Here is a 24,613-nt window from a genome sequence, read left to right as displayed (position 1 = left end):
CGCCCGGAGGGATGAAGACCTCAGCCGCCGAGGATGCTCGTCTTGTTGCGCTGGATGGTGCCGAGCACCCCGTTGACGAACTGCGGCGACTCGTCGGTCGACAGCTCGCGCACCAGCGCCATCGCCTCCGAGACCGCGACGCCGTCGGGGACGTCGTCGACGTGCAGCAGCTCGAAGACGCCCAGGCGCAGCACGTTGCGGTCGACCGCGGGCATCCTCGAGAGGGTCCAGCCCTCGGAGTACGACGACAGCAGCTCGTCGATCTGCGACTGGTGCTCGGCGACGCCGCGCACCAGGGTGACGGTGTACTCGGTGGTGGGGCGCTCGCCCTCGGCGAGGACGCGTTCGAGCGCCTCGAGCGGGGTCTCGTCGCGCAGCTCGCAGGAGAAGAGCACGTCGAGGGCGCGCTTGCGGGCCTTGGTGCGTGCCGACATCAGGCGGTCACGACTTGACGCGGCCCAGGTACGAGGAGTCGCGGGTGTCGACCTTGACCTTCTCGTTCTGGTTGATGAAGAGCGGGACCTGGATCTCGTGCCCGGTCTCGAGGGTGGCCGGCTTGGTGCGACCGGTCGCCGAGTCGCCGGCCAGGCCGGGCTCGGTGAAGGTGATCTCGAGCTCCACCGAGGGCGGGAGCTCGATGAAGAGCACCCGGCCCTCGTGGGTGGCCACGATCGCCTCGTTGTTCTCGAGCAGGAAGTTCGCGGCGTCGCCGACGATCTCCGGCGCGATCTCGAGCTGGTCGTAGGTGCTGATGTCCATGAACACGTAGGACGTGCCGTCGTTGTAGAGGTACTGCATGGTGCGGCGGTCGACCGTGGCGGTCTCGACCTTGGTGCCGGCGTTGAAGGTCTTGTCGACGGTCTTGTTGGACTCGACGTTCTTCAGCTTGGTCCGCACGAAGGCGGGGCCCTTGCCCGGCTTGACGTGCTGGAACTCCACGACGGACCACAGCCCGTTGTCGATGGAGAGAACCATGCCGTTCTTCAGGTCGTTGGTCGATGCCATGCGCGTACGTCAGCCTTTTCGTCGAGGGTCGTAGGAGGGGCGGGACAACAGCGCGCGAGTCTACGTGGCTGCGCGGGTCGCGAGCACGTCGAGGGCCATCCGGTAGCCCTCCACCCCGTGGCCGGCGACGACCTCGACGGCGTGGGCCGTCACCACGGAGTGGTGCCGGAACTCCTCGGGGCGGGTGCGCGGGTCGGAGAGGTGCACCTCGACGAGCGGCGCCACCAGCTGCGCGCAGGCGTCGTGGACGGCGTACGAGTAGTGGGTCCAGGCGGCGGCGTTGAGCACGACGGGCGTCTCGTCGTCGGCGGCGGTGTTGAGCCAGTCGACCATCACGCCCTCGTGGTTGGTCTGGCGCACCTCGACCTGCATCCCCCGCTCGGCTCCCCAGGCCACGCAGCGCTCGACGAGCTCGGCGTGGGTGGTGGTGCCGTAGATCTCGGGCTGGCGGCGGCCCAGCCGCCCGAGGTTGGGCCCGTTGAGCACCAGGACCTTCACGGGCGCGCTCCCGCCATCGTCTCGTAGGCGCCGCGCAGGTGCTCCTCGTCGGGCCCGGCGAGCACGACGGGGCGCCCGACCTCCTCGAGCACCACGAAGCGCAGCTGGTCACCGCGCGACTTCTTGTCGACCGCCATCGCGGCGCGCAGCGTGTCGTAGTCGGCACCGGCGTAGGAGACGGGCAGCCCGACCCGGGCGAAGGCGCTGCGGTGCCGGTCGGCGGTGGCGTCGTCGAGGCGACCGGCGCGGCGGGCCAGCTCGGCCACGAAGACGCAGCCGATGGCCACGGCCTCGCCGTGGCGCATCGTGTAGCCCTCGGCCCGCTCGATCGCGTGGCCCATCGTGTGGCCGTAGTTGAGGGCCTCGCGACCGGGGTGCCCGCCGGCGCCGCCGGTCTCGCGCAGGTCGGCGACCACGACGTCGACCTTGACCCGCACCGAGCGCTCGACGAGCTCGCGCAGCACCGGGGAGTCGGCCACCAGCTCCTCGGGGTCGGCGCCCTCGACGAGCTCGAGGATGCGCGGGTCGGCGATGAAGCCGCACTTGACGACCTCGCCGAGACCGGCCACCAGGTCGGCGCGCGGCAGGGTCGCGAGCAGGGACAGGTCGCAGAGCACCCCGGCGGGCTCGTGGAAGGAGCCGACGAGGTTCTTGCCGGCCGCGGTGTTGACACCGGTCTTGCCGCCCACCGCCGCGTCGACCATCGCCAGCAGCGTGGTCGGCACGTGCACGACGCGGACCCCGCGCAGCCAGGTGGCGGCCACGAAGCCGCCCAGGTCGGTGGTGGCGCCGCCGCCGAGGGTCACCACGGCGTCGGAGCGGGTGAAGCCGGCTGCCCCGAGCTGCTCCCAGCACCCGGCGGCGCTCGCCGCGGTCTTGGCGGCCTCGCCGTCGGGCACCACGAGCTCGGTGACGCGGTAGGCGCCGCGCAGCGCCTCGAGCGCCGGGGCCGCGAGCGCGCGCAGGGTCTCGGGCAGCACCACCGCGACTTGGCGGGGCTGCTCGCCGAGCAGCCCGACGAGCCGGTCGGCGACGCCGTGCCCGACCACCACGTCGTACGGCGACGCGCCGCCGACGTGCAGCGTGGTGGGCGGGGCGGCGGGGCTGCTCACCGGGCCGCTCCCTCGAGCAGCGCGACGACCTCGTCGGCGACCTCCTCGGGGCTGCGGGCGTCGGTGGTCACGGTGTGCGTGGCGACGGCCTCGTAGACGGGGGTGCGCTCGTCGAGCAGGGCCTTGATGCGGGCCCGCACGTTGCCGAGCAGCAGCGGCCGGCCCACGCCCAGGCCGACGCGCTTGACGGCGTCGCTGAGGCCGACGCGCAGGAAGACCACGGTCTGGCCGGCGAGCTGCTCGCGGGTGGCGGGGTCGAGCACCGCTCCCCCACCGAGAGCCAGCACGCCGTCGTGCTCGACCAGCGCGGTGGCGACGGCCTTGCGCTCGAGCTCGCGGAAGGCCGCCTCGCCGTCGTCGACGAAGATCTCGGAGATCTCGCGGCCGGCGCTCGCCTCGACGTCGTGGTCGGTGTCGCGCACGGCCACGCCCCAGCGCTGGGCCAGCAGCCCGGCCACGGTGGTCTTGCCGGCGCCCATCGGGCCCACGAGGACCACGCGGGGAGCGCTCACCGGTACCTCAGCGCCTGCAGGTAGCCCTCGACGTTGCGCCGGGTCTCGCCCACGGAGTCGCCGCCGAACTTCTCCAGCAGCGCGTCGGCCACGACCAGGGCCACCATCGCCTCGGCGACGATGCCGGCGGCCGGCACCGCGCAGACGTCGGAGCGCTGGTGGTGGGCCACGGCCTCCTCGCCGGTGGCGACGTCGATGGTGCGCAGGGCGCGGGGCACGGTCGCGATCGGCTTCATGGCCGCGCGCACGCGCAGCGCCTCGCCGGTGGTCATCCCGCCCTCGGTGCCGCCGGCGCGCCCGCTGGTGCGCCGGATGCCGTCGGGGCCGGGCACGATCTCGTCGTGGGCCAGCGACCCGGGGGTCGCGGCCAGCGCGAACCCGTCGCCGACCTCGACGCCCTTGATCGCCTGGATGCCCATCAGGGCGCCCGCGAGCCGCGAGTCGAGGCGACGGTCCCAGTGCACGTGCGAGCCCAGGCCGGGCGGCAGCCCGTGCACCACGACCTCGACGACGCCGCCGAGGGTGTCGCCGTCCTTGTGGGCGGCGTCGATGCGCTCGACCATCGCCTGGGAGGTGCCGGGGTCGAGGCAGCGCACGGGGTCGTCGTCGAGCGCGGCGACGGTGGCGGCCGAGGCGTCGACGGGCCAGGAGCCGTCGGGGGCGCGCACGCCGCCCAGCTCGACGACGTGGGAGACCACGCCGGCGCCGCAGGCCTGCTCGAGGAAGTTGGTGGCCACGCGGCCCAGGGCCACGCGGGCCGCGGTCTCGCGCGCCGAGGCCCGCTCGAGCACCGGGCGGGCCTCGTCGAAGTCGTACTTCTGCATGCCGGCCAGGTCGGCGTGGCCCGGGCGGGGCCGGGTCAGCGCGGCGTTGCGCGCCAGCGCGTCGAGCTCGGCCTGGTCGACCGGGTCGGCCGACATCACCTTCTCCCACTTGGGCCACTCGGTGTTGCCGACCATGATCGCGACCGGCCCGCCCTGGGTGCGCCCGTGGCGCACGCCGCCGGTGAAGGTGACCTCGTCCTGCTCGAACTTCATCCGGGCCCCGCGGCCGTAGCCGAGGCGGCGCCGGGCCAGCGACTCGGCGACGTCGTCGGAGGTGACCTGGACATGGGCGGGGAGCCCCTCCAGGATCGCGACAAGAGAGGGGCCGTGGGACTCGCCCGCGGTGAGCCAACGCAGCATGTGGCCCAGTCTTTCACGCCAGCAGGAGGGGTCCTCCCAGCAGTCCAAGCAGGGCGCCCACGATCATCGCCGGGCCGAACGGCGTGGCCTGGCGCAGCCTCGACCGGTCACGCCGCACCACCGCCACCACCAGCGCCGGCAGGGCCAGCACCAGGAAGCCCGCGTAGGCGCCGACCAGCGTCTCGGCCACGCCGGCGCGGCCGAGCACGAGACCGACGAGCGCGGCCAGGCGCACGTCGCCGAAGCCCATGCCGGCCGAGTGCACGAACCACAGCACCCAGAAGAAGGAGCGCAGCGCCAGCATCGCGACGCCCGCGCGCAGCACGTCGGTGTGCTCACCGGTCACCGCCCACTCCCCCAGCGCCAGCAGCACCAGGGCACCCGTCGCCGGCAGCACGACCCGCTTGGGCAGCAGCCGGGTGCGGGCGTCGACGTGGGCCAGCAGCGCGCACACCGGGGCGGCCACGGTGACGTAGGCCAGCAGCCACCCGGTGCCCAGCAGTGCCGCGACCAGGGCGACCACCGCGCCCGACACGACGGCGAGCCCGGCCGCGAGGGGCAGCCCGAGGGACCGGGTGGCCGCGACGTCGGCGTACGACGGTGGGTCGGGCTCGTCGGCCGGGTGGTCGCCGGGCGGCGGGTCGGGCAGCCGGCGCAGGACGGCCGGCCCCAGGGCGCCTCCGGCGGCCGCGAGCGCGACCGCCGCCAGGGCGACCAGCGGCTCCACCTCAGCCCCGCGCTCGGGCGCGGAGCGCGCGCTCGCCGGCCTCGCGCATCACCGCGAGCAGGGCGCTGCGGTCGACGGAGGGGGCGGCGCCGAGGAAGAGCCCGACCTGCAGCGCGGCCTGGTGGACGAGCAGGTCGAGGCCCCCGACGAGCACGGCCCCGCGCCCGCCGGCAGCGCTGGCCAGCGGGGTGGGCCAGGGGTCGTAGAGCACCTCGAAGAACACCGGCGCCTCGAGCAGCGCGAGCAGGTCGGGCCCCTGCGCGCTCGCGGGCACGGTGGAGACCACCACGTCGGCGCGCACCGGCTGCGTGGGCAGCGCCAGCGCCTCGACCCGGGGTGCCGAGGGGTGCGCGCGGACCGCGTCGACGGTCTGCGCCGCGCGCTGCGGCGAGCGGGCCAGCACCCGCACCCGGGTGGCGCCCTCCTCGACCAGCGCCAGGGCGGTCGACGCGGCGGTGGCCCCGCCGCCGAGCACCACCACGTCGTCGACGGCCCCGGCCCAGCGCTCGCGCACCGCGGCGGCCGCACCGGGGAGGTCGGTGTTGTCCGCCAGCCCTCCGGCGACGACGTCGTCGCCGAGCACGAGCGTGTTGGCGGCTCCCACCAGGCGGGCCCGGTCGGTGACCGCGCCGGCGAGGTCGAGCAGCTCGCGCTTGAGCGGCATGGTCAGCGACAGCCCGCGCCACGAGGGGTCGAGGCCGTGCAGGAAGTCGGCGAGGGTCCCGCCCGGCACCCGCACCGCCTCGTAGGTCCAGCCCTCCAGCCCCAGTGCGTCGTACGCCGCGCGGTGCAGCACCGGCGACAGGGAGTGGTCGACGGGGTCGCCGAGCACGGCGCAGCGCACAGGAGCCACCGTCGTGCTCAGCAGCGGTCCGACTGGGTGTCGCAGTACTCGTCGAGCTCGCGGCGGAAGCCGAGGAACTCGTCGTAGGACTCGGTGAACTTCGTCTCGCCGGTCTCGAGGTTGACCGTCACGTAGAACAGCCAGGGCCCGTCGGCCGGGGCGGCGGCCGCCGCGATGGCCGCGTCGCCGGGCGCCTCGATCGGGCCGGGCGGCAACCCCTGCTGGGTGTAGGTGTTGTACGGCGAGTCGGCCACGGAGTCGATCTCGTCGAGCGTGAGCCGGGCGATGGGCGACTTGTCGAGCGCGTAGTTGACGGCCGCGTCGATCTGCAGCAGCCCGTTGGTGACCCCGTTCTCGGGGTTCTCCAGCCGGTTGTAGATCACCCGGGCGACCTTGGGCATGTCGTCGCCGCGGCCCTCGGCCTCGACCAGGCTGGCCACGGTCATCAGCTCGTGGGGGGTGTAGCCGAGCTCCTCGGCGGCGCCCTCGAGGTCGGCCTCCTCGGCGGCCTGCTCCCAGCGGTCGACCATCGCGCCGAGCATGTCCTTGGGCTTGTCCTTCGGGCCGAAGGCGTAGGTGGAGGGGAACAGGTAGCCCTCGGGGTTGCCGTCGGCGTAGTCGGGCAACCCGATCTTCTGGGGCTGCTCGAGCACGTTGCGGAACCGGCCGGCACCGAAGTCGGTGCCCTCGGCCAGCACGTCGACCACCTGGTCGACGTTGAGGCCCTCCGGGACCGTGACCGAGCTGGTCAGCAGGTTGGCGGGGTCGACCAGCACGTCGATCGCGTCGGCCGAGGCCATCTCCTTCTGCAGCTCGTAGAAGCCGACCTGGATGCCGGCCGACTCGCTGTCGGCCTGGGCGGCGGAGATGCAGGAGTCGACCGAGGCCACGACGTCCTCGTCCTTGAGGCCGCGGCAGATCGCGGCGGCGCTGTCGCCGCTGCTGACCTCGAAGAGCACCCGCCCGCGCCCGGGACCGTCGTAGTCGGGCGCGGAGGAGAAGCGGTCGGAGACGAAGTCGGTGACCTTGCTGCCGGCGAACCACAGCCCGCCGCCGATGAGCGCGAGCGCGACGAGCACCGCCAGGCAGCCGGGGAGCCGGCTGCGTTTGCGGCGCCGGGAGCCGCCCGCGACGTACTCGGGCTCGGCGGGCAGCACCGTGGCTGCGTCGACCGTCTCCCCGTCGGGCTGGTGCTCGCTCATGCCTGCTCCTCGACGATCTCGCCCGGAGCGGTGCCCGTGGCGCGTTCGGTGTCCAGTGCGTGCTGGAGGATGAACACGGCCGCTGCCTGGTCCACCACCGCACGCCGGTTGCTGCCCTTGCGTCCTCGGTCGCGCAGCATAGCCTCCGCCGAGACGGTGGTGAGGCGCTCGTCGACCAGCCGCACCGGCACCGGGGCGACCCGGCGCGCCAGCGCGACCGCGAACTCACGGACCTTCACCGCCGCCGGACCCTCGCCGCCCTTCAGCGAGCGGGGCAGCCCGACGACCACCTCGACGACCTCGGAGTCCTCCGAGACCTCCTTGAGGATGGCGCCCAGGCGTCGCAGGTCGCCACCACCGCGGCGCACCGTCTCGACCGGCGTGGCCAGGAACCCCGTGGGGTCGCTGCGGGCCACCCCGATCCGGGCGTCGCCCGGGTCGATGCCCAGGCGGGTGCCGTGGCGCACCCGGCTCAGGCCCCGGCCGCGCGCGCGACCTCGGCCTCGACCGCGGCGAGCGCCTCGTCGAGGCGGGTGGTGTCGGTGCCGCCGCCCTGGGCCACGTCGGCCTTGCCGCCGCCCTTGCCGCCGACGAACGGACCGACCGCGCGCACCAGGTCGTTGGCGCTGAGCCCGCGGGCACGCGCCGCGTCGTTGGTGGCCGCGACCACCGACACCTTGGCGTCGAGGACGCCGAGCACGACCACCACACCGGGTCGGTCCTGCGGCAACCGGCCGCGCACGTCGGTGGCCAGGGTGCGCACGTCGCCGCCGCCCGCGCCGTCGACCCGGTGGGACACGACCGCGACGCCCTGGACGTCGCTCGCGCCGGCGGCCAGGGCCGCGCCGCCGGAGAGCAGCTGGGACAGGCGGGCCTTCTCGACCTCCTTCTCGGCCGAGCGCAGCCGTTCGACGAGGTCGGAGACCCGCGGGACGAGGTCGTCGGGCTGCGTCTTGAGCAGGCCGGTGAGCTGGGCGACCACGTCGCGCTCGCGGGCCAGGTAGGCGAAGCCCTCGACGCCGGTGAACGCCTCGATGCGCCGGTTGCCCGAGCCCACCGACGACTCGCCGGTCACCACCACGGTGCCGATCTGGGAGGAGTGCTCGACGTGGGTGCCGCCGCACAGCTCGCGCGACCACGGGCCGCCGATCTCGACGACGCGCACCTGGGTGTCGTCGTAGGTCTCGCCGAAGAGCGCGATCGCGCCCCACTCCTTGGCCTGCTCGAGCGTCATGTACTGCCACCCGACGGGCAGGTCGGCGCGCAGCGCCTGGTTGGAGACCTGCTCGATGTCGCGCACCTGCTCGGGGCTCAGCGAGCTGGTCCAGCCGAAGTCGAGGCGCAGGTAGCCGGGACGGTTGTAGGAGCCCGACTGCAGGGCCGAGGGGCCGAGCACCTCGCGCAGCGCGGCGTGCACCACGTGGGTGCCCGAGTGGGCCTGGCGCGCGCCGGTGCGCCACTCGGGGTCGACCTGGGCGGCGAGGAGGGCGTCCTGCACGAGCTCGCCCTCGAGCACGCGCACCTGGTGGACCACCAGCCCCCGCACCGGGCGCTGCACGTCGAGCACCTCGAGCCGGGTGCCGTCACCGACCAGGACGCCCGCGTCGGCGGCCTGGCCGCCGGACTCGGCGTAGAACGGGGTGCGGTCGAGCACGACCTCGCCGACCTCGCCGGCGCCCAGCGCGGGCACGCCGGCACCGCCCGAGAGGACCGCGAGCACCCGCGACTCGGTCTGCAGCGTCTCGTAGGCCAGCCAGTCGGTCGGGCCGTGGGCGTCGAGGATGCCGCGGTAGACCCCGGTGTCGGCGTGCTGGCCCTTCTTCGCCTTGGCGTCGGCCTTGGCGCGCTCGCGCTGCTCGGCCATCAGCCCGCGGAAGCCCTGCTCGTCGACGCCGAGACCGGCCTCCGAGGCCATCTCGAGGGTCAGGTCGATCGGGAAGCCGTAGGTGTCGTGCAGGGTGAACGCCTGGGCGCCGGAGAGCTGGGCCCGGCCGGTGCTGCGGACCTCGTCGGCGGCGCGGTCGAAGAGCTGGGTGCCGGCGAGCAGCGTCTTGGCGAACGCGTCCTCCTCGGCGTAGGCGACCCGGCTGATCCGGTCGAAGCCGGTCTCGACCTCGGGGTAGGACAGCTTCATCCGGTCGCGGCTGACCGGCAGCAGCTCGCGCAGCGCCGGGCCGTCGCACCCGAGCAGGCGCATGGAGCGGATGGCCCGGCGCAGCAGGCGACGCAGCACGTAGCCGCGGGCCTCGTTGCCGGGGGTGACGCCGTCGCTGATCAGCATCAGCGCGCTGCGCACGTGGTCGGCCACGACGCGGAAGCGCACGTCGTCAGCCGGGTCGGCGCCGTACTTCCTGCCGCTCAGCTCGGCCGCGCGCTCGATGACCGGGAAGACCTCGTCGATCTCGTAGAGGTTCTCCTTGCCCTGCAGCAGGTAGGCCACCCGCTCCAGGCCCATGCCGGTGTCGATGTTCTTGGCCGGCAGCGGGCCCTCGACGTCGAAGTCGGCCTTCGAGCGCACCTGGCTCAGCGACTCCTGCATGAACACGAGGTTCCAGATCTCCAGGAACCGGTCCTCGTCGGCGTTCGGGCCGCCGTCGGGGCCGTAGGCCGGCCCGCGGTCGACGTAGATCTCCGAGCAGGGACCGCCGGGGCCCGGCACGCCCATGTTCCAGTAGTTGTCCTCGAGGCCGCGCTCCTGGATGCGCTCGAAGGGCAGGCCCGCGACCTCGTGCCACAGCTGCTTGGCCTCGTCGTCGCTGGGCAGCACCGTGACCCAGATCTTCTCGGGGTCGAAGCCGAAGCCGCCGTCGTCGACGGAGCCGGTGACCAGGCTCCAGGCGAAGCGGATCGCCCCCTCCTTGAAGTAGTCGCCGAAGGAGAAGTTGCCGCACATCTGGAAGAAGGTGCCGTGGCGCGTGGTCTTGCCGACCTCCTCGATGTCGAGGGTGCGCACGCACTTCTGCACGCTGGTGGCCCGGTCCCACTTGGGGGTCTCCTGGCCCAGGAAGTAGGGCTTGAAGGGCACCATGCCGGCGTTGACGAACAGCAGGTTGGGGTCGTCGAGCAGCAGCGAGGCCGACGGCACGACCGTGTGCCCGTGACGCTCGAAGTGCGCCACGAACCTGCGCCGGATCTCCGCGGTCTCCATCAGCTGCTGCCTTCCTGTCCTGCTGTCGGTGGGGGTGTGTCGGGGTGGTCGGTGGGGGCCGCCTGGATCTGTCGGGGGCCGGCGGCGGCGAGCCGCTCGCGCAGCTCGTCCTGGACCTCGGCCCGGCCCTGGGCGACCTCGTCGCGGAAGAGGCGGGCACCGAGGGCCAGGGCGCCGACCCGGTCGCGCAGACCGTCGGCGGTGAGCGCCTCGGCCGCGCGGCGACCACGCACCATCGCGTAGACCCCGGCGCCGGCTCCGGCCACGAACCAGAGCCCGCGGCTCATGCGGCGGGCTCCGCCTGGTCGGCGCGGCCCCGGGCCTGCCACTCGCGACGCGCGGCGCGCAGGTCGGCGCGGCGCTGCTTGCGCGCCCGCTTGACCTCGCGACGCATCTCGAAGCGGATGCGGTGGCGGGTCTCCGGCGCCAGGGCGCGACGCAGCCCGTGCGCCAGCGACGCGGCCTGCACGGCGCTCTCGCGCAGCACCAGGTCGGCGAAGAGCGGGGCCGGCACGGTCGGCGCGTCCTGCCCGTCCTGCCCGTCCTGCGCGGCGCTGGGTGCCCCGGGCTCCTCGCCCACGTGCGTGATGACGTACTCGTGGGCGTCGAGCGACTCGCGCCGCTGCTGACGGGCCAGCCGGTGCTCGACGTCCTCGACCCGCGCCACCAGCTCCTCGGCGCTGCGGCGTACCGCGTCGAGATCGGCCGCGGCCCTGCGTCGGGCCCGCCCCACGGCCACCAGCGCGGCGGCAGCGAGCAGCCCGAGCAGGAGCACGGCGACGGTGGTCGCGACGAGTGCCCACACGGGCACGCTCCACTGCTCGGTCATGGTGCCCGACCCTACCGTCCGCGGATGATGCGACGAACTCGCTCCCACCGCTCCTTGATCGCCGCCTCGGCACCGATCTCCTTGGGCCGGTAGTACGTCGCGTCGGCGACCACGTCGGGGGCGTACTGCTGCTCGGCCACCCCGTAGGGCTCGTCGTGGCTGTAGGTGTAGCTGCGGCCGTGGCCCAGGTCCTTGGCGCCCGCGTAGTGGGCGTCGCGCAGGTGGGCCGGCACCGGCCCGACCTTGCCCGCACGCACGTCGCCGGACGCCTCGGCCAGCGCGGTCGTGACGGCGTTGGACTTGGGCGCCACGGCCAGCGCGATGGTGGCGTGGGCCAGGTTGAACTTCGCCTCGGGCATCCCGATCAGCTGGACGGCCTGGGCGGCGGCCACCGCCGTGGTCAGCGCCGACGGGTCAGCCAGCCCGATGTCCTCGCTGGCCAGGACCACCAGGCGGCGCGCGATGAAGCGCGGGTCCTCGCCGGCCTCCATCATCCGGGTCAGGTAGTGCATGGCGGCGTCGGCGTCGGAGCCGCGCACCGACTTGATGAAGGCGCTGGTGACGTCGTAGTGCTGGTCGCCCTGGCGGTCGTAGCGCACCGCTGCCTGGTCGACGGCCGTCTCCGCGGTGGGCAGGTCGATCGCGGTGGCACCGCGGGCCCGTGCCGCGCCGGCCGCGGCCTCGAGGTAGGTCAGGCTGCGCCGGGCGTCGCCGCCGGCCAGGCGCACCAGGTGCTCGGCGGCGTCCTCGTCCAGGGTGTACTCCCCCGCGAGCCCGCGCTCGTCGACCAGCGCCTGGTCGATGACCGCGCGCACGTCGTCGTCGCTCAGCGACTCCAGGCGCAGCAGCAGGCTGCGCGACAGCAGCGGGGAGATGACCGAGAAGAACGGGTTCTCGGTGGTGGCGGCCACCAGCGTGACCCACCGGTTCTCGACGCCGGGCAGCAGCGCGTCCTGCTGGGCCTTGCTGAAGCGGTGCACCTCGTCGACGAAGAGCACGGTCTCGTTGCCCGTCGCGACCAGCTCAGCCCGCGCGCTGTCGATGGCAGCCCGGACCTCCTTGACGCCCGCCGAGACCGCCGAGACCTCGACGAAGCGGCGGTCCGTCTGCTGGCTCAGGATCGAGGCGATCGTGGTCTTGCCGGTGCCCGGCGGCCCCCACAGCAGCAGCGACAGCGAGCGCTGGTCCTCGATCAGCTGGTGCAGCGGCGAACCCGGCTCGCGCAGCTGCGACTGGCCCACCAGCTCCTCGAGGGTGCGCGGGCGCATCCGCACCGCCAGCGGCGCCGAGGCGTGCGAGCTGGCGGCCAGGGAGCCCCCGCCGGTCCTGCCGGACCCGGGCGTCGGGGCGTCGAACAGTGCGTCCACCCCGACAGCCTAGGAGCCGGCGCTCAGGCCGAGACCATCTGCCTCGACTTCACGTCGAACCAGCGCTTCTCGTAGCCGGGACCGGTGGCCAGGTCCTCGGGCGTGACCCCGGGATCCGGGCTGCCCTGGGCGTCGACGCCCAGCAGCCCGGAGGTGACCGGGGTGCGCGGCGCGTCGCCCAGCTCGCCGGCGAAGTGGCAGGCCACCTTGTGGCGCGGACCGATCTGCAGCAGCGGCGGCTCCACCTTGGCGCAGATGTCCTGCGCCAGGTGGCAGCGGGTGCGGAAGCGGCAGCCCGACGGCGGGTTGATCGGGCTGGGCACGTCGCCCTCGAGCCGGATCCGCTCGCGGCGGCCCCCGACGGCCGCCTGCTTCACGTCCGGCACCGCCGAGAGCAGCGCCTGCGTGTACGGGTGGTGCGCGGAGCCGTAGATCGTCTCGCGGTCGGCGATCTCGACGATCTTGCCCAGGTACATCACCGCGACCTCGGGGCAGAAGTGCCGCACGATCGCCAGGTCGTGGGCGATGAACAGGAACGCGATGCCCATCTCGGCCTGCAGCTCCTGGAGCAGGTTGATCACCTGGGCCTGGATCGAGACGTCGAGCGCGGAGACCGGCTCGTCGGCCACCAGCAGCTTGGGGTTCAGCGTGAGCGCGCGGGCGATGCCGATGCGCTGGCGCTGCCCGCCGGAGAACTCGTTGGGGTAGCGGTTGTAGTGCTCCGGGTTGAGGCCCACGACCTCGAGGAGCTCCTTGACGCGGTCCTTGATCTTGTTCTGCGGCACCACCTTGTGCACCGACAGCGGCGCCCCGACGATCGACCCGACGGTGTGGCGCGGGTTCAGCGAGGTGTAGGGGTCCTGGAAGATCATCTGCACGTCGCGGCGCAGCGGCTTCATGGCGCGGTTCGACAGCTTCGCCAGGTCGACCCGGTCCTCGCCGAAGTGCATCGAGCCGCCGGTCGGCTCGTAGAGGCGGGTGATGAGTCGGCCGGTGGTCGACTTGCCGCAGCCCGACTCCCCCACCAGGCCCAGCGAGCCGCCCTTGGGCACCTCGAAGCTGATCCCGTCGACGGCCTGGACGTGGCCGATGGTGCGACGCACGACGCCCGAGGACTTCACCGGGAAGTACATTTTCAGGTCGTCGACCGAGAGCACGGCCGGCGCGTTCGGGTCGAGGCGGGTGGCGCCGTGGCCCTGGGCGGCGATCTCGGCGAAGCTCAGGTGCGAGACGTCGTCGGGCTTGGCCAGCTCGGGGGCGTGCTGGGACTCCGGGTTGTCCGGGTTGCGCTCCGGGTCGGTGTCCAGGTTGATGTTCGACATCACTTCTCCTCGAGCAGCTCAGGGGCGATGACGGGCAGGACCTCGCGCTCGAAGATCACCTCGGGGTCGCGCAGGTGGCAGCGCTTGAGGTGTCCGACGCCGCTGTTGCCCTGCTCGAAGGCGGGCATCGTGGTGGCGCACAGGTCGCCCTCGACCTTGTCGGAGTGCACGCAGCGGGGGTGGAAGGCGCACCCGGTCGGCGGGTTGAGCAGGCTCGGCGGGTTGCCGGGGATCGGGATCAGCTTGGAGTCGGTGTCACCCGTGACGTCGGGCACCGAGGAGAGCAGGCCCCAGGTGTAGGGCATCTGCGGCCGGGTCAGGATCTCCTTGCCCGGGCCGTACTCCACGCCGCGACCGGCGTACATGACCAGCACGTCGTCGGCCATCTCGGCGATCACGCCGAGGTCGTGGGTGATGATGATGACCGCGGAGTTGAACTCGCTCTGCAGGTCCTGGAGCAGGTCGAGGATCTGCGCCTGCACCGTCACGTCGAGCGCGGTGGTCGGCTCGTCGGCGATCAGCAGCGACGGGTCGTTGATCAGCCCCATCGCGATCATCGCGCGCTGGCGCATGCCGCCGGAGAACTGGTGCGGGAAGTCGTCGACGCGGCGGTCGGGCTGCGGGATGCCGACGCGGTCGAGCATCTCCACGGCCTTGCGGCGGGCCTCGCGCTTGGTGGCCTTGGGGTGGTGGACCAGGTAGGCCTCGGCGAGCTGGCCGCCGATCTTGTAGAAGGGGTGCAGCGCGGCCAGGGCGTCCTGGAAGATCATCGCGATCTGGCGCCCGCGCAGCTTGCGCAGCCCCGCCTCGTTGAGGCCCACGACCTCCTGGCCGTCGACGCGGATCGAGCCGGTGATGCGGGCGGTGCGCGCGTCGTGCAGGCCCAGGACGGCCATGGAGGAGACCGACTTGCCGGAGCCCGACTCCCCCACGATGCCGAGGGTCTTGCCCTGCTCCACGGAGTAGCTGAGGTCCTGCACGGCCGTGACCATGCCGTCCTCGGTCGGGAAGCGGACCGTGAGGTCCTCCACCACGAGGAACGGTTGGGTGGCGCTCACGAGAGCCTCACTCTCGGGTCGAGGACGGAGTAGACGAGGTCGACGATCAGGTTGGCCAGGATCAGCACGACGGCGCTGAAGAGCGCGGTGGCCGAGACGATCGGCAGGTCGCGCTGAATCACAGCACGCAGGCTCCACAGGCCGATGCCCTCGATGTCGAAGATGCGCTCGGTGAAGATCGTACCGGCCAGCAGGGTGCCGAAGTCGATGCCGAAGATCGTCACGATCGGCACCAGCGCGGCGCGCAGGCCGTGCTTGTAGACCACGGTGCGGGTGGGCAGCCCCTTGGCCTTGGCGGTGCGGATGTAGTCCTCGCTCAGCGCCTCGACCATCGCCCCGCGGGCGTAGCGGGTGTACTGGGTGCAGCCGAAGATGCCCAGGCAGATCCAGGCCAGCGCCAGCCCGCCGAACCACCCCGTTGGTGAGTCGGTGAACGGCACGTAGCCGGTGTTGCCGATGATCGGCACCTCCCACTTGAGGGAGAAGAACAGCCAGGTCAGCAGGGCGAAGAGGTAGTACGGCACCGAGCTGAGGAACAGGAAGCTGGAGACCAGCGCCTTGTCCTGCACGGTGCCGCGTCTTCGCGCGGCCGCCACCCCTAGTGGCACTCCGAGCAGGAGGTAGAGGGTCGCACCGCCGATGGCCACGGAGAAGGTCGCCGGCAGGCGGTCCTTCATGTCCTCCCAGACGGGTTTGCCGTTCTTGTAGGAGAGCCCGAAGCAGGGCGCGTCGCAGCGGGTGGTCTGGGCGGCGACGGTGATGTCGCGCCCGACGAAGACGCCCTTGACGTAGTCGCCGTACTCGGCGTACCAGGCGTTGTTGTAGCCCAGCTCCTCGGTGAAGCGGTCGAGGCGCTCGGCGTTGCAGCGGTTGGAGGTCTTGGTGTCGCACATGACCCGGGCGGGCTCGTTGGGCCCGTACCAGAAGAGCAGGAAGATCGACATCGACACCAGGAACAGCACCAGCACACCGGCCAGGAGCCGTTTGACGACGTAGGCGAACATCGAGGATCTCTCTTCCGTGGGGAGGTCGTGCGGGGCGACGGGGACCCCCGGGTCTCGGGGGTCCCCGCCACTGTCGTGCTATTGGTCGTGCACTAGCTGGTGGTGCGGTGAACCGAAGGGCTCACGTGGTGCTGATCGACGGGGTCGATCACTGCATCACGAAGAGGTCCTTGTAGTTCGGGGCACCGATCGAGCCGTCACCGGTCGGGTTGCCGATCTTGGAACCGAACGCGTAGAGGTCGTTGCGGAACGCGGTCGGGATGATCGGGAAGAACTCGGTCGACAGGTCCTCGTCGAGCTGGCCCCAGGCCTCGGCCTGCTCCTCGAGGTCCAGGGTCGGGATCTCGTCCATGCGGTCGTCCACCGACTGCTCGGAGAAGAAACCGGTGTTGTAGGTCGCGCCGGTGCGGGTCAGCGGCGGGACCATGGTCAGGCCCGAGGGCCAGTCCGAGCACCAGTTGACGCCACGCAGGTTCAGGCTCTGGTTGCGCTTGTCGTCCGGGTTGGTCCAGGTGGAGTACGGCGACTCCTGGGTGCCCTTCGCGTCGACCGTGAAGCCGGCCTGCTCGAAGCCCTCGGTGATGACCTTCTGCGTCGCGACGGACAGCGGGTCGGCCTCGTAGTAGATCATCGAGATCTCGGCCGGCGTGTCCGACTCGGCCAGGAGCTCCTTGGCCTTCTCCGGGTCGAAGGTGAACTGCTCACCGTCGACGAAGTAGTCGCTCTTGCCGGACATGCCCGGGGGCATGATCGAGTTGGCGGGCACGCGGGTCACGCCCGGCACCTCACCGCCGGCCTGCCACGCGTCCTCGTAGGGGTAGGCGTAGGCCACGGCCTTGCGCCAGTTCAGGTCCGTCGACTCGTAGTCGGGGTACAGGAAGCTGGTGCACTGCGAGGACTGCTGCACCAGGCGGTCGCCGAGGACGTCGGAGCCGTCGGTGTAGCTGCTCGAGCCGAGCTGCGTGGACAGCGCGGTCTGCGACTCGGTGTTGTCGCTGAGCATGATCTGGTCGGTCTGGTCGCCGTCGGCGTTGAACTTGAAGACCCACTTGTCGGCGTACTGGTGGCGCGCCGGGTCGGACTCGGGGTTCCACTGGTCGTTCTTGACCAGCACCAGCTCGTCGCCGGGGCGGAACGAGTCGACCTTGTAGGGGCCGTTCGACTTGATGTTCTGGCCGTAGGCCGGGGGCTGGCTCTCCTTGCCGAGCGGAGCCGGGCCCATCGCCATGAAGGCGCCCCAGTAGTCCATGTCGGGGAAGGTCTTGGCCATCTTGATGGTGACGGTCGAGGCGTCGTTGTCGAACTCGACACCCTCCCAGTCAGCGTTCTTGCTGGTGTAGGGGCCCTCGTACTCGCCCGCACCCAGGAAGTACTGCTGGGAGTACTCGGTGCCCGGACCCGACGGGAACTGCTCGGAGTCCATCGACCGGTTGATGCCCCAGGCGACCTCCTCCGCGGTGATCGGGGAGCCGTCCTCCCAGGTGGCGTCGTCGCGGATCTCGAAGGTCCACTCGGTGAAGTCCTCGTTGGGCTGACCGAGGTCGACGGCCAGGTCGGGGACCAGGATCATCTCGCCGGTGCTCGACTCGGGGTCACGCTTGTACTGCGTCAGCGAGCGGCTGGTCAGCGCCTGCTGGATCGAGTTGCCGGTGACCGACCAGCCGTTGGTGGGGTCGAGGTCGTCCGGGCCGGGGTCGCCGGGCAGGAAGACGGTGATGGTGCCACCAGCGGTGGCGCCCTCGATGTCCTCGGCCGGGCCCTGGGCCTCGGGGTCCTTGTCGATGGTCTCGGAGGCGTTGTCGAACTCGCGCTCACCCGCGTTGGTCTCGCCACCGTCGCCCGAGCCACCACACGCGGCGAGGGTCAACAGCGCAGCGCCGGCGACAACCGCCAGCGGCTTGGTCCGTCTCATTGTCCAGCCTTTCCTGTTACTTGGTCGTGGCGCGAGGAGGATTCGCACCACGTCGAGCCCCGTCAGCGACGGGTCTTCGGGTCGAGCGCGTCACGAACCGCGTCGCCCAAGAGGTTGAGTGCCAGCACGAGCGCCACGATGCCGAGCAGCGGCTGCCACAGGTAGAGGGAGTAGTCGTTGAAGAAGCTGGTCGCCTGCGTCAGCGTCTGGCCCCACGAGGGCCGGGAGGTGATGCCGATGCCGAGGAAGGCCAGGCCCGCCTCGGCGGAGACGAAGGCCGGCAGCATCAGCGAGGTGCTGACCACGATGGGGGCGGCGAGGTTGGGCATCAGCTCGCGCAGCAGCACCCGGTGGGTGGGCATGCCCAGCACGCGGGCGGCCTGGATGAACTCGCGCTCGCGCAGCGAGAGCACCTCGCCGCGGATCAGGCGGGCCAGGCCCATCCAGCCGAAGAAGGCCAGCACCAGCACCAGCTGGGTGACCTGGATGGTCACATAGTTGGGGTTGTCCTGGAAGCGCTCGCTGACGATGGGGGCGATGGTCAGCGCGGCCAGCAGGAACGGCAGCGTCAGGAAGAAGTCGGTGGCGAAGGAGATGATCTTGTCGACGACGCCGCCGAGGAAGCCGGCCAGCAGGCCCAGCGTGATGCCCACGATGGTGGCCACGATCGTGGCCAGGGTCGCGATCTGCAGGGAGTTGCGAGCGCCCTCGAGCCAGAAGGCCAGGTTGTCGGTCGCGGTGCGCGGCGCGATGCCGAACGGGTGCTCCATCGTGAACGCGCCGTAGGGCGGACCGTACTCGGGACGCGGGACGCCGTCGAGGTCGAGGAACTGGCTGGGCAGCACCGTGTCGGTGTCGACACCGAAGAGCCGCTGCAGGGCTCCGGAGAACACCGCGATGAGCACGAAGAAGACCACGGTGGCCAGGCAGACGACAGCGATCTTGTCGCGCATCAGGCGACCCATCGCGATCCGCATCGGCGACTTGCCGGTGATCGACTTCGCCTTCTTGGTGCTCGGGTCCTTGCCCTGGGGCTCGTCGCTCATGTGACCCAGCGTCTCGGGTCCGGCGGTCTGTGCCGACGACATGCTCACCCCATCTGGTTGGTTCGCCGGGGGTCTCCCAGCGCGCGCTCCCTGCGCGCCGAAGGGGACTCTATGTGACACGTGACGCGTCGTCGGTCACTCGGGAGTAACGATCTGGTCTCGACCCCCGAGACGCCACGACCCCCCTGCGCCCGGGGCACAGGGGGGTCGGCGACGACCGGTCGCGAGGGGCTCAGGCCGGGGCTGCCCCGTCGCTCTCGTCCGCGTCGGTGTCCTCGGGCTCGGGCTCGGCGTCGACCCCGGCCTCGGCGCGCTGCTCCGGGGTGATCGGCGCGGGAGCGGCGGTCAGCGGGTCGAAGCCGCCGCCGGACTTGGGGAAGGCGATGACGTCGCGGATCGAGTCGGCGCCCGCGAGGATCGCGACGATGCGGTCCATGCCCACCGCGATGCCGCCGTGCGGGGGCGCGCCGTACTTGAACGCGTCGAGCAGGAAGCCGAACTTCTCGGCCGCCTCCTCCTCGCCGATGCCCATCACCGAGAAGACACGCTTCTGCACGTCCTCGCGGTGGATACGGATCGACCCGCCGCCCAGCTCGCTGCCGTTGCAGACGATGTCGTAGGCGTAGGCCAGCGCGGCGCCCGGGTCGGACTCGAGGGAGTCCATGAACTCCGGCTGCGGGCTGGTGAAGGCGTGGTGGACCGCGGTCCACGCACCCGCGCCCACGGCGACGTCGCCGCTGGCGACCGCCTCGCTGGCCGGCTCGAAGAGCGGCGCGTCGACGACCCAGGTGAAGGCGAAGGCCGACTCGTCGATCAGGTCGCAGCGACGACCGATCTCGAGGCGCGCCGCGCCGAGGAGTGCCCGGCTCGACTTGGTGGCACCGGCCGCGAAGAAGACGCAGTCGCCGGGCTGGGCGCCCACGTGGGCGGCCAGGCCGTCCTTCTCGGCGTCGGTCAGGTTCTTGGCGACCGGACCCCCGAGGGTGCCGTCCTCGCCGACCAGCACGTAGGCTAGGCCGCGTGCGCCGCGCTGCTTGGCCCACTCCTGCCAGGCGTCGAGCTGCTTGCGCGGCTGCGAGGCGCCGCCGGGCATGACCACGGCGCCGACGTACTCGGCCTGGAAGACCCGGAACGGGGTCTCGGCGAAGTAGTCGGTGCATTCGACCAGCTCCTGGCCCATGCGCAGGTCGGGCTTGTCGGAGCCGTAGCGCGCCATCGCGTCGGCGTAGGTCATCCGCGGGATCGGGCGCGGGATCTCGACGTCGATGAGCGCCCACATCGCCGAGAGGACGTCCTCCATCAGCGCGATGACGTCCTCCTGCTCGACGAAGGACATCTCGATGTCGAGCTGGGTGAACTCGGGCTGGCGGTCGGCGCGGAAGTCCTCGTCGCGGTAGCAGCGGGCGATCTGGTAGTAGCGCTCCATGCCGCCGACCATCAGCAGCTGCTTGAAGAGCTGCGGGCTCTGCGGCAGGGCGTACCAGCTGCCGGGGTGCAGGCGGGCCGGGACCAGGAAGTCGCGGGCGCCCTCGGGCGTGCTGCGGGTCAGGGTCGGGGTCTCGACCTCGACGAAGGCGTGGCGGTCCAGCACGTCGCGCGCGGCCTTGTTGACCTTGCTGCGCAGGCGCAGCGCGTGCGCGGGCCCCGAGCGGCGCAGGTCGAGGTAGCGGTGCTTGAGCCGCACCTCCTCCCCCACCTCGACGTGCTCGTCGATGGGGAACGGCAGCGGCGCGGCGGCGCTGAGCACCTCGAGGTCGGTGGTGACGACCTCGATCTCACCGGTGGGCAGGTTGGCGTTGGCGTTGCCCTCGGGGCGCAGGCCGACCTCACCGGTCACCTTGATGCAGTACTCGTTGCGCAGCTGGTGGGCCACGGCCTCGTCGCGCACGACCACCTGCACGACGCCGCTGGCCTCGCGCAGGTCGAGGAAGGCGACCCCGCCGTGATCGCGCCGCCGCGCCACCCACCCGGCGAGGGTGACGGTCTGGCCGACGTGCTCGGCGCGGAGGGCGCCGGCGTCATGGGTGCGGATCACTGCTTCTGCTCCTGATCTGTGCGGGAGACGACCTTCGGTCGGAGGTCGTCGGAGGGCGGGGCCCAGGTGGCCGGATCGGCGTCCACCTGCTCCCCCGTGCGGATGTCCTTGACCTGGTGGCCGGACTCGCCGGCGAACCAGACGAAGGGGATGCCGCGTCGCTCGGCGTAGCGGATCTGCTTGCCGAACTTCGCGGCGCTCGCCGCCACCTCGCAGGCGATGTCGCGCGAGCGCAGGGCCGCGGCGACCTCGTCGGCGTCGGGACGCGACTCCTCGTCGTTGAGCGCCACCAGCACCGCGCTGGGCACCGACCTGTCGGCCGTCGTGCCGGTGCGGGCCAGCAGGGTGACCACCACCCGGCTCAGGCCGAGTGAGATGCCGACGCCGGGGTAGGTGGTGCGGCCGTCGCTGGCCAGGGCGTCGTAGCGGCCACCCGAGCAGATCGAGCCCAGGGACTCGTGCCCGTCGAGCCGCGTCTCGAAGACGGTGCCGGTGTAGTAGTCGAGCCCGCGGGCGATCGACAGGTCCGCCTCGATGCGGACCCGGTCGTCGACCAGGCCGGCACAGCCCGCCACGAGCGCCTCGAGCTCGGTGAGCCCCTCGTCGAGGAGCGGGTGCTCCACGCCCAGGGCGCGGACGCGCTCGACGAACGAGGCGTCGGTGCTGCGGATCGCGGCCAGAGCCAGGACCTGCTCGGCCTGGTCGTCGGTGACCCCGGCCTCGTCCACGAGCATGGCGCGGACCCGGTCGACCGGCAGCTTGTCGAGCTTGTCGACCAGTCGCATCACCTCGTCGACGTCGTCGATGCCCGACCCCGCGTAGAACCCCTGGATCAGCTTGCGGTTGTTGACCTGGAGCCGGAAGCCGGGCAGCAGCTCGAGACGCGACAGCGCGTCGAGCATCACCCGGGTGACCTCGATGTCGTGGTGGAAGGCCAGGGTGTCGCGCCCGACGATGTCGATGTCGGCCTGGGTGAACTCCCGGAACCGACCCTCCTGCGGCCGCTCGCCGCGCCACACCTTCTGGATCTGGTAGCGCCGGAACGGGAACTCCAGCCTGCCTGCGTTCTCGAGGACGTAGCGGGCGAAGGGGACGGTCAGGTCGAAGTGCAGCCCGAGGCCGGCGTGACCCTCGGGCGACTCCTCCTGCAGCCGGCGCAGCAGGTAGACCTCCTTGGAGGTGTCGCCCTTGCGCAGCAGCTGGTCGAGGGGCTCGACGGCGCGGGTCTCGATGCCTGCGAAGCCGTGCAGTTCGAAGGTGTGGCGCAGGGTGTCGATGACCTGCTGCTCGACGACGCGCTGCTCGGGCAGCAGCTCAGGGAACCCGCTCAGCGGGCGGATCTTGGCGCTCATGTGTCCTCAGAGGTCCTGCAGGTACGGGTTGGTCGCGCGCTCGCGACCGATGGAGGTCTGCTCGCCGTGGCCGGGCAGCACCACGATGTCGTCAGCCAGGGGCAGCACCTTCGAGGCCAGGCTGCGCAGCATCGTGGGGTGGTCGCCGCCGGGCAGGTCGGTGCGCCCGATGGAGCCGGCGAAGAGCAGGTCGCCCGAGAACATCACCTCGGAGACGTCCTGCGCGTCGTACGGCGTGCGGAAGGTGACCGACCCCTCGGTGTGGCCCGGCGCGTGGTCGACGACGAAGCGCAGCCCCGCCAGCTCGAGCACCTGGGTGTCGGAGAGCTCGCGGACGTCGTCGGGCTCGGCCCACTCGTAGGAGCCGCCCAGCAGCATCTGGGTGGTCTCGCGAGACATGCCGGCCATCGGGTCGGTGAGCAGGTGCCGGTCGGCGGGATGGATCCACGCCGTGGCGTCGTAGCTGCCGGCCACGGGGGCCACGCACCACATGTGGTCGACGTGGCCGTGGGTGACCAGCACCGAGACCGGCTTGAGCCGGTGCTCGCGCACCACCTCGGCGACGCCCTGGGCGGCGTCCTTGCCCGGGTCGACCACCACGCACTCGGAGCCCGGACCGGTGGCGACGACGTAGCAGTTGGTGCCCCAGGGACCTGCGGGGAAGCCGGCGATGAACACGGCGCCACACTATCGACCGGGGCGCCGGGAGCCGAACCAGGACCGCGCCACTAGCATGTGACCTCACATCTGCACCTGCCTCTCGCACCGGGGCACCGAGGACACAGGGAATCTTTGTGACGAGCCACCAGTGGGGACGCGTCGCCGACGACGGGACCGTCTACGTCCGCACCAGCGACGGCGAGCGGTCGGTGGGGTCCTACCCCGCCGGCACGCCCGAGGAGGCGCTCGCCTTCTTCACCGAGCGCTTCGCCGCGCTGGCCTTCGAGGTCGAGCTGCTCGAGAAGCGCGTGAACTCCGGGGTGATGTCGCCGGAGGAGGCCGCCGAGTCGGTGCGCACGGTGCGCGCCCAGGTCCACGAGGCCAACGCCGTGGGCGACCTCGCCGGACTCGAGGCCCGCCTCGACGCGCTGGCGCCGATCCTGGCGATCCAGCGCGACGCCCGGCGTGCGGAGAAGGAGAAGCGCAGCGCCGAGGCGCGTGCGGCCAAGGAGAAGCTGGTCGCCCAGGCCGAGAAGCTCGCCGAGAGCGACGACTGGCGCCACGGCGCCAACCGGCTGCGCGACCTGCTGGAGCAGTGGAAGGCCATCCCGCGCATCGACCGCGCCTCCGACGACGCGCTGTGGCGACGCTTCTCCACCGCCCGCACGAGCTACACCCGTCGCCGCAAGGCCCACTTCGCCCAGCTCAACGAGCAGCGCGAGGGCGCCAAGGCGGTCAAGGAGCGCCTGGCCGTCGAGGCCGAGGCCCTGGCCGACTCCACCGACTGGGGCCCGACCGCAGGCCGCTACCGCGACCTGATGCGCGACTGGAAGGCCGCCGGCCCGGCCCCCAAGGACATCGACGACAAGCTCTGGAAGCGCTTCCGCGGCGCCCAGGACCACTTCTTCGGTGCCCGCGACGCCGCCAACGCCGCCCTCGACGAGGAGTTCGCCGCCAACGCCGAGGTCAAGGACGCGCTGCTCGTCGAGGCGGAGGCGCTGCTGCCGGCGCTGGAGCAGAGCGGCGACATCGAGGCCGCCAAGCGCGCCTTCCGCGACATCGCCGACCGCTGGGACGCCGCCGGCAAGGTGCCCCGCTCGCGGATGAAGGAGCTCGAGGCCCGCATCCGCAAGGTCGAGCAGACCATCCGCGGCCACGAGGACGAGCAGTGGCGCCGCTCCGACCCCGAGAAGTCCGCCCGCGCCGACGACATGGTCGCCAAGCTGCAGGCGGCCATCGACGAGGTCGAGACGAACCTCGAGAAGGCCCGCGCCGCCGGCAACCAGAAGAAGGTCGCCGAGCTCGAGGAGAACCTCGCCTCCCGCCAGGCCTTCCTCGAGATGGCCCGCCGCGCCTCGGCCGAGTACGGCGGCTGACCCTCCTCCCCCACCCACCGTCGGCCGACCGCGCCAACGCCGTGGGTCGAGCAGCGAGGGCCGAAGGCTCGAGCGACGCCGAGACCCCGTGAGCACCCGGCGTACGGCGAGCGCGTCACTCACCGGGTCTCGGCGACGCTCCTCGCTGGCGCTCTTCACTGCTCGACCAACGACCACCACCGTTGGTCGAGCAGCGAGGGCCGAAGGCTCGAGCGACGCCGAGACCCCGTGAGCACCCGGCGTACGGCGAGCGGATCACTCACCCGGTCTCGGCGACGCTCCTCGCTGGCGCACGTCACTGCTCGACCAACGACCGGGCCGCAGTGGTCACGAACGACAAGCACTGAGCCCCCGCCAGCGTCGTCTGTGACCACTCCACGCCGCGGCCACCCGTTGGTCGAGCAGCGAGGGCCGAAGGCT

The 24,613-nt window shown here is 72.1% G+C and carries 23 protein-coding genes; 1 reads left to right on the top strand and 22 read right to left on the bottom strand.

The annotated features are described in order from the left end of the window. Positions 1 to 20: 20 nt before the first annotated feature. From nusB to ABKW28_RS14730, 22 genes are all read right to left on the bottom strand, one after another. Entirely contained in the window at positions 21 to 434 is a 414-nt protein-coding gene (gene nusB, locus ABKW28_RS14835; protein ID WP_193669370.1) for a transcription antitermination factor NusB, read from the bottom strand. Positions 435 to 441: 7 nt separating this feature from the next. Further along, a complete protein-coding gene (gene efp, locus ABKW28_RS14830) occupies positions 442 to 1,005 on the bottom strand; it encodes an elongation factor P (RefSeq protein WP_193669369.1) in 564 nt (187 codons plus the stop codon). 60 nt (positions 1,006 to 1,065) lie between these two features. Next, entirely contained in the window at positions 1,066 to 1,503 is a 438-nt protein-coding gene (locus tag ABKW28_RS14825) for a type II 3-dehydroquinate dehydratase (protein WP_193669368.1), read from the bottom strand. Further along, entirely contained in the window at positions 1,500 to 2,615 is a 1,116-nt protein-coding gene (gene aroB, locus ABKW28_RS14820) for a 3-dehydroquinate synthase (RefSeq protein WP_348611009.1), read from the bottom strand. Before aroB ends, ABKW28_RS14825 begins: the two co-directional genes overlap by 4 nt. Next, a complete protein-coding gene (locus ABKW28_RS14815) occupies positions 2,612 to 3,094 on the bottom strand; it encodes a shikimate kinase (RefSeq protein WP_348611035.1) in 483 nt (160 codons plus the stop codon). The genes aroB and ABKW28_RS14815 overlap by 4 nt, the downstream gene beginning before the upstream one ends. 29 nt (positions 3,095 to 3,123) lie before the next feature. Next, complete coding sequence (gene aroC, locus ABKW28_RS14810; protein WP_348611006.1) at positions 3,124 to 4,311, bottom strand: chorismate synthase; 1,188 nt, start codon at positions 4,309 to 4,311, stop codon at positions 3,124 to 3,126. A 13-nt stretch (positions 4,312 to 4,324) separates the two neighbouring features. Further along, positions 4,325 to 5,038 carry an A24 family peptidase gene (locus ABKW28_RS14805; RefSeq protein WP_348611003.1) on the bottom strand — a complete coding sequence of 238 codons (714 nt, stop codon included), beginning with the start codon at positions 5,036 to 5,038 and terminating at the stop codon, positions 4,325 to 4,327. Position 5,039: 1 nt separating this feature from the next. Then, the gene (locus ABKW28_RS14800; RefSeq protein WP_348611000.1) at positions 5,040 to 5,891 is read right to left on the bottom strand and encodes a shikimate dehydrogenase; all 852 of its coding nucleotides are present in this window, start codon (positions 5,889 to 5,891) and stop codon (positions 5,040 to 5,042) included. Positions 5,892 to 5,899: 8 nt separating this feature from the next. Further along, a complete protein-coding gene (mltG, locus tag ABKW28_RS14795) occupies positions 5,900 to 7,084 on the bottom strand; it encodes an endolytic transglycosylase MltG (RefSeq protein ID WP_348610997.1) in 1,185 nt (394 codons plus the stop codon). After that, entirely contained in the window at positions 7,081 to 7,551 is a 471-nt protein-coding gene (gene ruvX, locus ABKW28_RS14790; protein WP_193669364.1) for a Holliday junction resolvase RuvX, read from the bottom strand. The genes mltG and ruvX overlap by 4 nt, the downstream gene beginning before the upstream one ends. 5 nt (positions 7,552 to 7,556) lie before the next feature. Continuing rightward, positions 7,557 to 10,232 (bottom strand): alanine--tRNA ligase, encoded by a 2,676-nt coding sequence (gene alaS, locus ABKW28_RS14785; RefSeq protein ID WP_348610994.1) that lies wholly within the window; start codon positions 10,230 to 10,232, stop codon positions 7,557 to 7,559. Continuing rightward, the gene (locus tag ABKW28_RS14780) at positions 10,232 to 10,519 is read right to left on the bottom strand and encodes a DUF6167 family protein (protein ID WP_227491815.1); all 288 of its coding nucleotides are present in this window, start codon (positions 10,517 to 10,519) and stop codon (positions 10,232 to 10,234) included. Before ABKW28_RS14780 ends, alaS begins: the two co-directional genes overlap by 1 nt. Continuing rightward, positions 10,516 to 11,061: a hypothetical protein gene (locus ABKW28_RS14775; RefSeq protein WP_348610991.1), complete on the bottom strand. Its 546-nt coding sequence runs from the start codon at positions 11,059 to 11,061 to the stop codon at positions 10,516 to 10,518. Before ABKW28_RS14775 ends, ABKW28_RS14780 begins: the two co-directional genes overlap by 4 nt. Positions 11,062 to 11,072: 11 nt before the next feature. Then, a complete protein-coding gene (locus ABKW28_RS14770; RefSeq protein WP_307822750.1) occupies positions 11,073 to 12,428 on the bottom strand; it encodes a replication-associated recombination protein A in 1,356 nt (451 codons plus the stop codon). A gap of 23 nt (positions 12,429 to 12,451) precedes the next feature. Next, positions 12,452 to 13,750, bottom strand: coding sequence for an oligopeptide/dipeptide ABC transporter ATP-binding protein (locus tag ABKW28_RS14765; protein ID WP_348610984.1), 1,299 nt, complete (start codon positions 13,748 to 13,750; stop codon positions 12,452 to 12,454). Continuing rightward, positions 13,750 to 14,808 (bottom strand): ABC transporter ATP-binding protein, encoded by a 1,059-nt coding sequence (locus tag ABKW28_RS14760; RefSeq protein ID WP_348610980.1) that lies wholly within the window; start codon positions 14,806 to 14,808, stop codon positions 13,750 to 13,752. Before ABKW28_RS14760 ends, ABKW28_RS14765 begins: the two co-directional genes overlap by 1 nt. Continuing rightward, positions 14,805 to 15,812, bottom strand: a complete 1,008-nt coding sequence (locus ABKW28_RS14755; protein WP_193669361.1) for an ABC transporter permease — start codon at positions 15,810 to 15,812, stop codon at positions 14,805 to 14,807. Before ABKW28_RS14755 ends, ABKW28_RS14760 begins: the two co-directional genes overlap by 4 nt. Before the next feature lie 148 nt (positions 15,813 to 15,960). Further along, positions 15,961 to 17,724 (bottom strand): ABC transporter substrate-binding protein, encoded by a 1,764-nt coding sequence (locus ABKW28_RS14750; protein ID WP_193669360.1) that lies wholly within the window; start codon positions 17,722 to 17,724, stop codon positions 15,961 to 15,963. A 62-nt stretch (positions 17,725 to 17,786) separates the two neighbouring features. Beyond that, the gene (locus ABKW28_RS14745) at positions 17,787 to 18,770 is read right to left on the bottom strand and encodes an ABC transporter permease (RefSeq protein WP_193669359.1); all 984 of its coding nucleotides are present in this window, start codon (positions 18,768 to 18,770) and stop codon (positions 17,787 to 17,789) included. A gap of 232 nt (positions 18,771 to 19,002) precedes the next feature. Continuing rightward, positions 19,003 to 20,805: an aspartate--tRNA ligase gene (gene aspS, locus ABKW28_RS14740; RefSeq protein ID WP_348610977.1), complete on the bottom strand. Its 1,803-nt coding sequence runs from the start codon at positions 20,803 to 20,805 to the stop codon at positions 19,003 to 19,005. Next, positions 20,802 to 22,157 carry a histidine--tRNA ligase gene (gene hisS / locus ABKW28_RS14735; protein WP_193669357.1) on the bottom strand — a complete coding sequence of 452 codons (1,356 nt, stop codon included), beginning with the start codon at positions 22,155 to 22,157 and terminating at the stop codon, positions 20,802 to 20,804. The genes aspS and hisS overlap by 4 nt, the downstream gene beginning before the upstream one ends. Before the next feature lie 6 nt (positions 22,158 to 22,163). Then, the gene (locus ABKW28_RS14730; RefSeq protein WP_193669356.1) at positions 22,164 to 22,835 is read right to left on the bottom strand and encodes an MBL fold metallo-hydrolase; all 672 of its coding nucleotides are present in this window, start codon (positions 22,833 to 22,835) and stop codon (positions 22,164 to 22,166) included. 116 nt (positions 22,836 to 22,951) lie between these two features. On the opposite strand from ABKW28_RS14730, the gene ABKW28_RS14725 reads away from it, so the two are divergent. After that, positions 22,952 to 24,193 (top strand): DUF349 domain-containing protein, encoded by a 1,242-nt coding sequence (locus ABKW28_RS14725; RefSeq protein WP_348610971.1) that lies wholly within the window; start codon positions 22,952 to 22,954, stop codon positions 24,191 to 24,193. Positions 24,194 to 24,613: the final 420 nt, after the last annotated feature.

The organism is Nocardioides sp. 31GB23, from assembly GCF_040012395.1.
In the GTDB taxonomy this organism is placed as follows: Bacteria; Actinomycetota; Actinomycetes; order Propionibacteriales; family Nocardioidaceae; genus Nocardioides; species Nocardioides salarius.
The sequence above is the reverse complement of the archived record's forward strand: the minus strand, read 5'-3'. Positions and strand labels throughout refer to the sequence as shown.